Source organism: Haloglomus litoreum (genome assembly GCF_029338515.1).
Classification (GTDB): Archaea; Halobacteriota; Halobacteria; order Halobacteriales; family Haloarculaceae; genus Haloglomus; species Haloglomus litoreum.
Genome location: NZ_CP119988.1, coordinates 2,351,417 through 2,363,772 on the forward strand (window position 1 = coordinate 2,351,417; position 12,356 = coordinate 2,363,772).

At 70.0% G+C, this 12,356-nt stretch carries 12 protein-coding genes; 3 read left to right on the forward strand and 9 right to left on the reverse strand.

Features of this window, described 5'->3' with window-relative positions:
• Nucleotides 1-3: 3 nt before the first annotated feature.
• Together P2T62_RS11675 and P2T62_RS11680 are read right to left on the reverse strand one after the other, a co-directional pair.
• Nucleotides 4-1,593 carry an acetolactate synthase large subunit gene (locus P2T62_RS11675; RefSeq protein WP_276261613.1) on the reverse strand — a complete coding sequence of 530 codons (1,590 nt, stop codon included), beginning with the start codon at nucleotides 1,591-1,593 and terminating at the stop codon, nucleotides 4-6.
• A 2-nt stretch (nucleotides 1,594-1,595) separates the two neighbouring features.
• Nucleotides 1,596-2,981, reverse strand: a complete 1,386-nt coding sequence (locus P2T62_RS11680; RefSeq protein ID WP_276257256.1) for an NAD-dependent succinate-semialdehyde dehydrogenase — start codon at nucleotides 2,979-2,981, stop codon at nucleotides 1,596-1,598.
• A 319-nt stretch (nucleotides 2,982-3,300) separates the two neighbouring features.
• Here P2T62_RS11680 and P2T62_RS11685 point away from each other — a divergent pair, with 319 nt between their 5' ends.
• Complete coding sequence (locus tag P2T62_RS11685; RefSeq protein ID WP_276257257.1) at nucleotides 3,301-4,173, forward strand: ion transporter; 873 nt, start codon at nucleotides 3,301-3,303, stop codon at nucleotides 4,171-4,173.
• Nucleotides 4,174-4,194: 21 nt separating this feature from the next.
• On the opposite strand, the gene P2T62_RS11690 is transcribed toward P2T62_RS11685, so the two are convergent.
• Both P2T62_RS11690 and eif1A read right to left on the reverse strand, forming a co-directional pair.
• Nucleotides 4,195-5,349 (reverse strand): DUF7344 domain-containing protein, encoded by a 1,155-nt coding sequence (locus tag P2T62_RS11690; protein WP_276257258.1) that lies wholly within the window; start codon nucleotides 5,347-5,349, stop codon nucleotides 4,195-4,197.
• A 188-nt stretch (nucleotides 5,350-5,537) separates the two neighbouring features.
• On the reverse strand, nucleotides 5,538-5,822 hold the full coding sequence (eif1A, locus tag P2T62_RS11695) for a translation initiation factor eIF-1A (RefSeq protein WP_276257259.1): 285 nt from the start codon (nucleotides 5,820-5,822) through the stop codon (nucleotides 5,538-5,540).
• Nucleotides 5,823-6,034: 212 nt separating this feature from the next.
• Here eif1A and P2T62_RS11700 point away from each other — a divergent pair, with 212 nt between their 5' ends.
• On the forward strand, nucleotides 6,035-6,199 hold the full coding sequence (locus P2T62_RS11700; protein WP_276257260.1) for a hypothetical protein: 165 nt from the start codon (nucleotides 6,035-6,037) through the stop codon (nucleotides 6,197-6,199).
• A 1-nt stretch (nucleotide 6,200) separates the two neighbouring features.
• Here the strand turns inward: P2T62_RS11700 and P2T62_RS11705 are convergent, their stop codons facing one another.
• The 5 genes from P2T62_RS11705 to P2T62_RS11725 form a co-directional block, all read right to left on the reverse strand.
• Complete coding sequence (locus P2T62_RS11705; RefSeq protein WP_276257261.1) at nucleotides 6,201-6,638, reverse strand: universal stress protein; 438 nt, start codon at nucleotides 6,636-6,638, stop codon at nucleotides 6,201-6,203.
• A 94-nt stretch (nucleotides 6,639-6,732) separates the two neighbouring features.
• The gene (locus tag P2T62_RS11710; RefSeq protein WP_276257262.1) at nucleotides 6,733-7,854 is read right to left on the reverse strand and encodes a sulfite exporter TauE/SafE family protein; all 1,122 of its coding nucleotides are present in this window, start codon (nucleotides 7,852-7,854) and stop codon (nucleotides 6,733-6,735) included.
• Nucleotides 7,855-8,222: 368 nt separating this feature from the next.
• Nucleotides 8,223-8,738 (reverse strand): NUDIX domain-containing protein, encoded by a 516-nt coding sequence (locus P2T62_RS11715; RefSeq protein WP_276257263.1) that lies wholly within the window; start codon nucleotides 8,736-8,738, stop codon nucleotides 8,223-8,225.
• Between the two features lie 108 nt (nucleotides 8,739-8,846).
• Nucleotides 8,847-9,119, reverse strand: a complete 273-nt coding sequence (locus tag P2T62_RS11720) for a hypothetical protein (protein ID WP_276257264.1) — start codon at nucleotides 9,117-9,119, stop codon at nucleotides 8,847-8,849.
• A gap of 38 nt (nucleotides 9,120-9,157) precedes the next feature.
• Nucleotides 9,158-10,801, reverse strand: coding sequence for a spermidine synthase (locus P2T62_RS11725; RefSeq protein WP_276257265.1), 1,644 nt, complete (start codon nucleotides 10,799-10,801; stop codon nucleotides 9,158-9,160).
• Nucleotides 10,802-10,917: 116 nt separating this feature from the next.
• Here P2T62_RS11725 and P2T62_RS11730 point away from each other — a divergent pair, with 116 nt between their 5' ends.
• Nucleotides 10,918-12,327 (forward strand): cytochrome P450, encoded by a 1,410-nt coding sequence (locus P2T62_RS11730; RefSeq protein ID WP_276257266.1) that lies wholly within the window; start codon nucleotides 10,918-10,920, stop codon nucleotides 12,325-12,327.
• The last annotated feature ends 29 nt before the right edge of the window (nucleotides 12,328-12,356 follow it).

The window sequence follows — 12,356 nt, forward strand, 5'->3', positions numbered from 1 at the left end:
GGCCTACCGCTCGATGGGCACCTCGATGAGCGAGAGGGCGTCGTCGTCGACCGCCGAGAGGGCATCCTCGAACCCATCGAGGGATCCGGCACGGGTCGCCTCGAGCCCGAAGCTCTCGGCGAACGCGACGAGGTCCGGGTTGCCGAGCTCGGTCCCGTAGTGTTCGCCGGTGTGCTCGGCCTGCTTCTCCGAGATGAGGCCGTAGTCGTCGTCACGCCAGACGACGGTGGTGAACGAGCAGCCCAGCCGTTTCGCCGTCTCCAGTTCCGCGGCGTTCATCAGGAACCCGCCGTCGCCGGTCCCGACCACGACGTTGGCATCGACGGCCAGGTCGGCCGCGAGGCCGCCCGGGACACCGATACCCATGCTCGCGAGGCCGTTGGAGATGACACAGCGTCCGGGCTCGAAGACGGGGAAGCGCCGGGCGATGGCCATCTTGTGGCTGCCCACGTCCGAGACGAGCACGTCCGCGTCGGTCATCGCCTCCCGGAGCAGCGGCAGGGTGTTCGCGACCGTCACGGGGTCGTCCGGCGACGGCCGGCGGGTCGCGTGCTCGTAGACCCGCTCGTGGGCGTCCACGCACCAGACGTCCCACGACCGCTCGACGGCGCCGGCCAGCCGCTCCAGTCCCGTTCCGGGGTCACAGACCAGTTCGACGTCGGGGTTGTAGTGGGTGTACACCTCCGCCGGCTCGCTGTCGAGATGGACGATGCGCTTCTCGCCGTCGGAGTTCCACCCCTCGGGGTCGTGCTCGGCGATGTCGTACCCGACCGCGAGGACGGTGTCGGCGGCGGCGACCGCCCCGCCGGCCTCGCCATCCGGCCCGGAATCCAGCGTCATCAGCGAGCGCTCGTCACGGTCCGGGAGCGCGCCCTTCGCCATGTACGTCGACACGACGGGGACGCCCGTCCGGTCGACGAAGGTCGCCAGCGCGCTCGCGGCGTCGGCCCGGACGGCGCCGTTGCCGGCGAGGACGAGCGGCTGGTCGGCCGATTCGAGCAGCGAGGCGGCCGCCGCCAGCGTCCCGTCGTCCGGCGCCGGACGCGCGACCGCCTCGCGGACCGGTAGCGGCTCGGCATCGGTCGGCTCGGCGGCCACGTCCTCCGGGAGTTCGAGGTGTGTCGCCCCGGGCTTCTCGTACTCGGCGACCTTGAACGCCTTCCGGACGGACTCGGCGACCGCGGTCCGGTCGGAGATCTGTGCGTTCCACTTCACCAGCGGCTCGAACGTGCCCACGATATCGAGCTTCTGGTGGCTCTCCTTGTGGAGCCGCTCGCGCCCGCCCTGCCCCGTGATGGCGACGAGCGGCGACTTGTCGAGTTGCGCGTCCGCGACGCCGGTCAGCAGGTTCGTCGCTCCGGGCCCGAGCGTGCCCAGACAGACGCCCGCCTCGCCGGTCAGCCGACCGTGGACGTCGGCCACGAAGGCCGCGCCCTGCTCGTGGCGGACCGGGACGAACGTCACCGACGAGTCCCGGATGGCGAACAGCAGGTCCTCCAGCTCCTCACCGGGAACGCCGAAGACGCGCTCGACGCCCTCGGCCTCCAGGCAGTCGGCGAGGCACTCGGCGACGGTCCGCTCGGGGTCGTCCATCGTCACGACCCGTCCGCCTCCAGACCGTGGTTGACGAAGACGGTCTTCCGGTTGACGAACTCGCGGATGCCGTGCCGCGAGAGCTCGCGCCCGTAGCCCGAGTCCCTGATGCCGCCGAACGGGAGCCGGGGGTCGGACTTGACGAACTCGTTGACGAAGCAGGCGCCGGCCTCGAACTCGCGGGCGAAGCGCTCCCCGCGGTCGAGGTCGCTCGTCCAGACGCTCGCGCCGAGCCCGAGGTCCGAATCGTTGGCGAGGTCGAGCGCCTCGGCACCGCTCTCGACCTCGAAGACCGCCGCGACCGGACCGAACGTCTCCTCGCAGGCCGCGGCCGCGTCGCGGGGCACGTCGGTCAGGACCGTCGGCGGGTAGAAGGCGCCCTCGCGGTCGAGCGGTTCGCCCCCCAGCGCCACCTCGGCACCCGCCTCGACCGACCGCTCGACCTGGTCGTGGAGCTCCTCCATGAGGTCCGGCCGGGCCATCGGCCCGATGTCGGTGGCCTCGTCGGTCGGGTCACCGACCGTCAGCGCGTCGAGCTTCTCGACCAGGCCGCCGACGAACGCGTCGTAGACGTCCGTGTGGACGACGAACCGCTTCGCCGCGATGCAGGACTGGCCGTTGTTCTGTGTGCGGGCGTAGACGGCCTTCTCGACGGTCTCCTCGAGCGGTGCGTCCGCCAGCACGACGAACGGGTCCGAGCCGCCGAGTTCCAGCACCGTCTTCTTCAGTTCGCTCCCCGCCCGCTCGGCGACCGCCCGGCCGGCCGGCTCGCTTCCGGTGAGTGTCACCGCGCGGACGCGGTCGTCGGCGATGATGTCGTTGGCCGTCCCCGAGCCCACGAGCAGCGTCTGGAAGGCGCCCTCCGGGACGCCCGCGTCGTGGAGCACCGCCTCGATGGCGAGGGCGCACCCGGGGACGTTGGAGGCGTGCTTCAGGAGGCCGACGTTGCCCGCCGCGAGGTTCGGCGCCGCGAACCGGAACACCTGCCAGAACGGGAAGTTCCATGGCATCACCGCCAGGACCGGACCCAGCGGCTCGTAGCTCACGAGCGAGTGGGCGTCGGCCTCGGTGCCGATGACCTCGTCGGCGAGCTGCTCGTCCGCGCGCTCGGCGTAGTACTCACAGACCCAGGCACACTTCTCGACCTCGGCCCGGGCCTGTTCGATGGGCTTGCCCATCTCGCGGGTCATCAGGTCGGCGTACTCGTCGGTCCGCTCCCGGAGGAGGTCCGCCGCGCGCTCCAGGTGCCCGCACCGCTCCTGTACGGTCCGCGCGCTCCACTCCTCGAACGTCGCCGTCGCCCGGTCGAGCGCCGCGTCCACCGCCGCCTCGGTCGGCTCCTCGTACGTCTCGATGCGGTCGCCTGTCGCCGGGTTCCGTGATTCCATCGTGGCGTCGAGTTCACCCTTGAGCCCCTAACGGTTTGCGGGCGTTCCAGTCGACCGGGCGAACACGCCGCTCGCGGACGGTGCGACCGGTACAGTGCCCGGTCACGCCACGGTCGGCCGGCACACCTTGACTCTCTGAGTCCATAATTATTTTATGGCCACAATATATCCAAAATATTCCGTTTATGAGGCCGGAGCCATCGCTATCGCCCGGATTAACGTACGAGGGCAGATATCTGCCACCGGCCCTGCCGCCGTACCGTGACCGAGCCGGAGCGGGTCGTGTGCGACCTCGAAACCGAGCGACGGGTCACGGGCGATGGGACTACGTGGGTCGCCCGTCTGCACCTCCGATGTGGCTGCACCGCCGACAGACCTCCGTGGGACCGTCCGGTTCTACCTGCTGGACCACGAGACCATCCTGGGCAAGGCCATCGACATCGCGCTCCTGGCGCTGAATCTGGTGTTCGTCGCCGTCCTGGTGGCGGAGACCTACCCGCTCGCGGACGACACCGCCGGCCTGCTCCGGAGGGCGGAGGTGGTCACCGCGCTGGTGTTCCTCGTCGAGTACGTTCTCCGGCTGTACGGCGCCGAGTCGCGGGTGGCGGAGGCGACGAACCCGTACACGGTGGCCGACCTGCTCGCCATCCTGCCGACGCTGGCCGTGCTGGTCGTGCCGGGCGTCGGCCTGAAACTCGCCGCCGAGGTCGGGTTCCTCCGGGCGCTCAGGGTGGTCCGGGTCCTCCGGTTCTACCGCTTCACCCGCGACGCCGAGTTCTTCTTCGGGACGGTCTCGGACAACACGCTGCGGGCGCTGAAGCTGCTGCTGACGGTACTGGTGGTCTTCTTCGTCTCGGCGGGCCTGTTCTACAGCGTCGAACACGCTGTCAACCCGGACGTGGACACCTTCGGCGACGCGTTCTACTACACCGTCGTCACGCTGTCGACGGTCGGCTTCGGGGACATCCTGCCGCGGACCGCTGCGGGCCGCTGGGTGACCGTCGCGTCGATCCTGGGCGCGGTCATCCTCATCCCGTGGCAGGGGAGTCGCATCGTCCGCGAGTGGGCCCGCCGCGACCGCGTGGACGTGACCTGTCCGGACTGCGGGTTGGCGGCCCACGACCGCGACGCCTCCCACTGCAAGGCCTGCGGCGCCGTCATCTACCAGGAGTACGAGGGGACGGACCGGTAGCCCGGGGACGCGGCCCCCGCCTCAGCCGGCGGCGGACGCCAGCCAGTCCATGAGCCCCCCGACGAGGTCGGGGTCGTACGTCCAGCAGCCGTAGAATCGACCGGGGGTCCGCTCCTCTGCGACCAGAGCGCATCGCTGTGCCCGCACGGGGCCGCCGTCGAACGCGAGGAACCAGAACCGGCCCACCCCGGGCAGGTCGCCGTGGTACGTGACCCGCGACACCTCGGGCGGCGCCCAGTCCTCGCGACCGTAGAGGTGGATGTCGAGGTCGGTCTCCGTCGCCAGGTGTCGATAGAGCGGCCACTGGTGTCGGAGCTTCGAGAACTCCTGGAAGCCGACGTGGAGGCTCCCAGCCCCCACGCGCTGGGCGCGGTCCTCGATCTCTCGGGAGGCGGTGAGGAGCTGTCGCCGTTCGAGCGACGCGAACAGGGTATCCTCGAGCAGCCCCAGGAGCGCTCGCTCGGCCCCAGGGAGCGTGGGGTCCACGGTGGGGTCCGGGACCGCGGGGTCGGCCAGCCGGTCGAGCGTGTCGAGGGCGGCCGACCCCACGAACCCCGCTCGGTCGTGGACCAGCAGGAACTCCGCCGGCCCGCCCGGTGGGATCACCTCGTGTTCGACGGTGGTGTTCCGGTCCGAGAGCTGGGTGACGATGCCCGACGGCGGCTCGGGGGCGTAGACCGTCACCGTCCGGTGGCGGTCCTCGACCGCCGCGAGGAACCCCTCCAGGTCCAGCTCATCCGGGAACTCGAGCCGGTTTGAGCGGGCGAACGCCTCCGGGGCCGGCGGGCCAGGTGGCGCCGCCTCGGCGGTGTTCTCGGCCTCGTGGCGGTACAGCCACTCGATGAGCTGTCGCGTCGGCGCCGACAGCGACGCGAGGGCGACGGCGCCGGTGTCCGGGTCGTACTCGACGAGTCCGGCATCCGCCAGCGCCGGGAGGTGGCGGTGGTGGAGTTCACTCCGGACCCGCTCGCGGTCGTCCCCGGTAGCCATCCCGCCGGCGTTCGCTGCGCGCCAGCCGACGACGACATCGGCCACGACATCGAGCGGCAGGCGCCGGCCGTCGAGGGCGTAGACCGTGAACCGGCAAACGGGGTTCCGGAGCGCCCGGAGCGTCCCGGGAGCGACCTCCATCTCTCCCGGACCGGTCGTCTCGCATTCGTCGTCCGGTTCGTTCATCAATCTAGCTTCGACTGTGGGGAGTTAGTACTTCGCGCCGATTCCCGGCAGGTGAGCGACGGGTGCACGACAGGTTCCAACAGCCAGGATTCCGGGGTAGACAGCCTCGACTGTCGGGTGCGTCGAGTGTGACCGGAGGTCCGGCAGGGCGGCGGCGCCCGGTCGGCCCAGTGAGGAAAGGGGGCTGGTTACTCGATGTGGCCTTCGCGGCGGAGCTGCTCGGCGTCCTGCTCGTCGTAGCGCCACTCCACGTTGGCCTTCTCGTCCTGCCAGTCCCACGGCTCGACGAGGACGACGTCGCCCTCGTTGATCCAGACCCGGTACTTCATGCGGCCGGGGATGCGGCCCATCCGGCTCTTTCCGTCCTGGCACTGCAGCCGGACGTGGTTGCCACCGTTGTGCTCGGTGACGACCGCGAACATCTCGTCGTCGTTGGGCATCCGGAGGTTCCGGCGCCCGCTCTCCTCGCTCATACAGATGGTAGGCCGCGTGGCCGTATAAGGCTCCTGATACGCGCGGTACCACGGGCCATACCGGCCACCCCCGGGGGAGGAGGCGAACCATCGGCTGGTGGCGATTGGAATCCGGGGTCAACAGGTGGCAGGGGGAGTTCCTCACGACCACGTCCTACCGATGCGTGGATGGCCCACCAACATTTATGACAGTCCCCCTGTTAATGACGCACATGAGTTACAAACAGCGACCAACCGGCGGGGAGGATGGGGCCCCGACGACGGTCGTGGGTGTCCTGCATCGTCTCGCAGAGCGGTTCCGTACGCACGTCGCGGAGTGGCCGTCCCGGTTCGTCCGGATGCAGGAGGACGCGCTCGGCGGCCTCGACCGCCGGTAGCTCACTCCTCGGCCAGCTTCACCGTCAGCACCGGCGCCGGCGACTTCCTGACGATCTCCTCGGTGACGCTCCCGATGAGGTAGTGGTCCAGCCCCGTGCGGCCGTGGGTGGCGAGGACGACCACGTCGACGGCGTGCTCGTCGACGTAGTCGAGGATACCGCTCGTCGGCGTCCCTTCCTGGACCACACGGTCGATATCGAGCCCGTCGTCCAGCCCCGCGACCGCCTCGTCGATGGCCTCGTTGGCCCGTTCACGCTCGCGCTCGGTCCAGGCCTCCGGCGCGAGCCCGCTGGACGGGCTCTCGAAGCGGTTGCGCGTGTCGATCACCGACAGGACGTGGACCGTCGCGTCGTACGTCGTCGCGAGTTCGTTCGCGTGCGTGACCGCCGCCCGGGTGCCCTCGCTCCCATCGGTCGGGAGCAGGATGTCGTCGTACATGCGTGGGCGTTCGACGGGCGCCCTCAAAACGCCCGTGATGGGCCTGTCGGGTGAGATGGAGCCGGTGCCAGGTGCCGGAGGACCCGCGGGCGGTCTACAGTCCGATGAAGCCGGCGCCGCCGGCGGCCATCAGGAACAGGGCGACGGAGATGATGGCGAACAGCCCGCCGACACCCTTCTTGATCGTCCCGGTGTCCAGTGCGTTCGAGACGTAGGGGGCGATCTGCCCGCCCGTCACCGTCGCGGGGACCGTCCAGACGACCATGTTCCACGGCGTGCTGGCGAGGCTCAGCGAGTGGCCCCCGACCAGCCCCCCGCCGAAGACGTGGACCAGCGACGCCAGGATGGCCGTCGCGGCCACGACGATGTGGTTCGTGCCGATGGCGACCCGGACGGGGACCTCCGTGCGGAGCATCGAGATGATGCCCAGCTCGCCCGAGCCGAAGCCGGCGAGCCCCTGGAAGGTGCCGCCGATGCTGTAGTTGGCGAACCGTTCGAGGTAGCCGCTCCGGGTGTAGCGGTAGTCGTCGCCCTCGCGGTCGACCCGGGTGACGTTGCCCTCGGCGTCCGTCTCGACGCCGGCAGGGCCGAGCTTGTCGTCGTCGTTGGGGAGGTCCTCGCGGACGCCACCGTCGGAGTGGGGCTCGCCACCGTCTGCGGCGGTGCCGGCCTCGGTGTCGTCGCCCGCCTCGTGTCCGTGTCCGAGGTCGGCCTTGAACAGCAGGTACGAGGCGGTCATCAGCGCCATCCCCAGTGCCAGGTGGAACAGCGGCTCCGGGATGATGAAGGAGAGCAACGCGCCCCCGACGACGAACGGGATGGAGCCGGCGACGATGGTGAGCGCGAGCCGTCGGTCGACCAGCCCGTACTGGATGAACGCGATGGCGGAGCTGGAGAGACCGAACGACTCGCTGATGAGCCCCACCTTCACGATGGTCTCGGGCTCGAGCGGCTGTGCGAGCAACGGGAAGATGAAGATGAGGAACGGCACGAACAGCGCCGAGCCGCTGATCCCCACCGTGTTGACGGTGGTCGCCCCGACGATGAAGAACAGGAACAGCCACCAGTACTCGAACCAGTACCCCGACTCGACGCTGCCGGTCGGGGCGAAGAAGTACACGCCCACGACGAACAGCACCGGCGCGAGGAAGACGAACACGTGCTGGTACTTCAGGAAGGACTTCTGTACCCGGCTGGAGGACGGTGTATCGATCATCGTTTCGTGACTACGACTCGGACTCCACGAGGAGAACGCGACTGGTCACACGGCACGACAGCGACGGCGTCGAGTAGGGAGTGCCCGGGACAGACTGCGGGCCTGGCGGCGCGGTCGACCGGGGCATCTAGGAGAACTCACCCAGGAGCGAGCGGCGGAACCGTTCGGCGGCGCGAGCGGTGGACGGGACCGTGGTCATGAGTAGGCGGCAGTAGGGTGGTCGATATAAAAAAGGCCTTCCGTTGCAACACGGCGTGTGGACCCGGCACACGGTCCAGTACCGACACTCCCGGCGACCGGTATCGGGACCATCCGACCCGAGCTACGGGCCGGCGCTCGGTCCAGGATACGTGGGGGGTGCGCGCTGGTCAATCGGCATGGCCGGGAGCGGCCTCGGTCCCCGGCGTTGGGGCATCGAGTGGTGCTTCGCCCGCCCCGGTACGCGTCCCCGGGAGGAGATGGAGGTAGTCGTCCAGATCGAGTGCGAACCGCTGGTCGGCCGCCCGCTCCGGCTGGAGCCAGCGGAAGGAGAACGTCTCGCCGACCTCCGCACCGCTGCCGGTGACCTCGTGGTCCCAGCGCTCGCGCGGTTCGTGGATGGTCACCTGGAAGAAGTGCCGGACGTACCACCGGTCGCCGTCGGCCGTGGCACGGCGATGCCAGCAGTCACTCGCCAGCTGGCGGATGTCGGACACCGCTCCGACGCCGGACTCCTCGGCGAGTTCCCTGAACGCCGCCTCCCGGGCCGTCTCTCCCGGGTCGACGGTGCCCTTCGGTACCTGGAGAGTCTCGTGCGACGGCCCCTCGAACACCAGCACCGCGCCGTCGGCACGCGTCGCGTAGACACACGATTTCTGAACGAATGTATCCCCCCGATCGATCATACCGAGGACTCGAGAACTACAGTAATGAACACTTCTCTACATACGTCCCGAGAATCTGGCCATATATCACGTTTCGATCTCGGTAGCCTCGCGAGGGCGCAGACACGCTCACGTCGACGACGAGGAGGCGTCGGACGACGACCCGGACGCGGGGGTCGAATCCTCGGGGTAGGACTGCCGGAGTTCCTCTTCGAACACCAGCCGCGTCACGTGCCCACAGTACGGACAGCGGAGCTCCGTCACCGCCTCGACGGTCCAGCCGTTGAGGACGCCGATCTCGCCACCACGGACCCGCTCCTCGAACGGGCGACCGCACTCGTCGCACTCGATCCCCGTCAGCTGGACGTAGGCGATGTTCTCGATGTCGAGCTGCTGTACCACGGGTGCGACCGTACCCGCTCGACCGGCATAAACCTCCGTCAGACGCCCGACACACGGACGGCACGGGCGTTCCGGGGTACGGTGGTCGGGGATCCCGCTCCCGGGTCGAGCGCGCGTGCGGGTGTCGCCGTCCCGTTTTGGGCCGTCTGGACGACGTATCGCTGGCCCACCATCGGGTCGAGCAGGCTGTCGACGGGCGCACGGTCGTCCCGGAGGACGGGCACGTCGTCCGTCCGCGGCGGCTCATCGCGGAGCGTCCGGACCTCGGCCGAGAGGTCGATGCCGATGTCGCGGCGCCCGTTCCGCTCCAGCAGCGTCTCCCGGTCGAGCCGCGTCCCGTTCCGGGTGGCCACGACCTGGATGTTCCCGACGAGCGAGCCACCGACCGTCGGGAACGTGTACACCTGCGGGAACACCTCCGACATGGTCCGGTACTCGGCGCGGTAGAACTTCGAGGCCGGGCCGGTCTCGGCGGAGATGACGTTCGCGTACAGCATCCCGTCGGCCGAGAGCCGGGACCGCGCCAGCTCGAAGAACTCCACCGTCGTCAGCTGGAACGGGACCTTGTCCTTCTTGTACGCGTCCAGCACGATGAGGTCGTAGGTGCGGTCCGTCTCGCGGAGGTAGCGCCGGCCGTCCTCCCGGTAGATGTTCAGTCGTGGGTGGGACTCGTTCACCGCGAAGTACTCCTTCGCCACCCGGACGACCTCGGGGTCGATCTCGACCACGTCGACGGTCGCGTCGTACTCCTCGAGGAAGCGCTTCGGGCCGGTGAACCCGCCCCCGCCGACGAACAGCACCCGGTCGATGTCGTCGGGGTCGTCGGCCAGCAGGTAGGGGAGGTGGAAGTAGCGGGTGTACTCGAAGACGTGCCGGGTTGGCCGGTCGACGTCCATCGCGCTGTGGCGCTGGTCGTCGAGGTACAGGGTCCGTGTGCCGTTGATCTCGCCCACCTCGAGTTCCTGGTACGCGGTCTGGGTCTCGTAGAGGACGCGCCCCTCGACACCGAAGCCGAAGGAGCCGCTCGTGGCCGCCAGGACGAGCAGCACCCCGACGCCGAGCGAGCGCGCCGTGAGCCCCGACACCGGCGGGTAGGTGAGGTAGACGGCCGTGCCGACGAGGAGCAGGCCGAAGACGAGGCCGATGTACTCCACCGAGAGCGACGGGATGAGGAGGAAGGTGGTGCCGAACGCGCCCAGGATGCTGCCGACGGTCCCGACGGCGTAGACGTGGCCGGAGGCCCGCCCCACGCCGTCGGCCTCGGCCAGCTCCGCGGCGTACGGGCTGATGTAGCCCAGCAGGTAGGTCGGCGGACCGAACAGGAGCGTGACGGCCGGGAGCGACGCGAACCGCGCCGGGAGCGGGAGTCCCGTGACCGCCGCCAGCATCAGGTCGCCCGCGAAGACGATGGCCGCGACGTACGCGGCGGTCGCCACCAGCGCCCACGCCATCCGCTCGGTGGAGGCGTGCTCGGCGGCGCGCTGGCCGCCGCGATGGTAGCCCAGCGAGAGCGCCGCGAGGAAGACCCCGATGATGGTCCCCCAGGTGTAGATGCTGCTCCCGAACTGGGGGGCGACGATACGTCCCGAGAGGATCTCCAGCCCCATGCTGGCCACCCCGGAGACGAACACCGCCACGCCCGGTTCGGTCACGGTCGGCAGGCGCCCGCGGAGCGTACTCATTCGTCCCGGATTGGAGGAGGGCCCGATTAAACGTTCCCCGCCCGCCGGCCGCGGACCCCAGCCGCCCTCTCCGGGTTCGGCGAAAGTCACTAACGGTCGCCACCCCTGGACAGTGTATGGCACGCGAACTCCCGAAACCGCCCGAGGCCGGCATCCTCAACGCGCTGCGGTTCGGGACACAGACGTTCCGCTTCCTGGAGGGGGTGCAATCGCGGTTCGAGGACATCGTCGCCGTCCCGGTCCCCGGGCGGGGCCCGCTCGTCATCGTCACCAACCCGTCGCTGGTCCACGAGGCGCTCTCGCGGCCCGAGGACTTCCCGCGCGTCCCGGCACAGGGGCCCTCGTCGATGATCGCCGAGCAGGGGCTCGTCCAGAGCGAGGGGGACCTCTGGCGCCAGCAGCGCGAGATCGTCGGCGACGCCTTCGCCGGACCGCAGGTCCGGGCGTACGCGAACACGGTGGGCGAGCGCGTCGAGGGGCTCGCGGGCGAGTGGCGCGAGGCACTCGAATCGGGGCCGACCGCTGCCGCGGATGGGGGGACAGCCACCTCCGCAGGCGCCGCACCCGACACCACCCGCACGCTCGACCGCAACCTCCACCGCGAGATGACCACGCTCACCGTCCGGGTGGCCAGCGAGATCCTGCTGGGCGAGGATATCGGCCGGTCGATGGCCGACCGGTTCCACTCCTGGATGAGCGTCGCGGGCGACGAGTTCGAGTTCGACGCGAGCGCGGCCGCGCCGGCGTGGTTCCCCACGCCGATCACCGCGGAGTTCGAGGGGGCCGCCGAGGGCGTCCTGCGGCTGGCCGAGTTGATGATCGAGCGGCGCCGCGAGGCGATGGCCCGCGGCGAGACCGATTCGATGGACATGCTGACGCTGCTGCTCGCCCGCGAGGACGACCCCGAGGTCGACTACCCCGAGAACCAGATCCGGGACGAGGTCGCGACCTTCCTCATCGCGGGCCACGAGACGACGGCGCTCTCGCTGACCTACACGACGACGCTGCTCTCGTGGCATCCCGAGGTACGCGAGAAGGTGCGCCAGGAGGCCCGCGACGTGCTGGGCGACGAGACGCCACGCCACGAGCACGTCGCCGACCTGGAGTACACGGGGCAGGTGTTCCAGGAGGCCCTGCGCCTCTACCCGGCAGCCTGGGCCGTCTTCCGCCGGACGACCGAGGCGGTCGAACTCGGTGACTACCGGGTCCCGGAGGGCTCGGGGGTCATCATGCCGCAGTGGTCCATCCACCGGGACGGGCGCTACTTCGACCGGCCCGGGGAGTTCGACCCGTCGCGCTGGGCGGGCCGCAACCCCCAGTCCGTCGAGGCGTACTTCCCGTTCTCGTCGGGGCCGCACGCCTGCATCGGTCGGCAGTTCTCGCTGACGGGCGCCCGCCTGGCGCTCGCGCGCCTCGCCCGGGAGTTCGACGTGGACGTGCCCCGCAACGCGCTGGACGACCTCCGGGCGACGCCTACGCTCCGCCCGCCGGAGGGGGTCCCGGCGACGGTCCGGTTCGCGGAGTAGCCTGCCGCTACCCGTAGACAGGTGCCGGT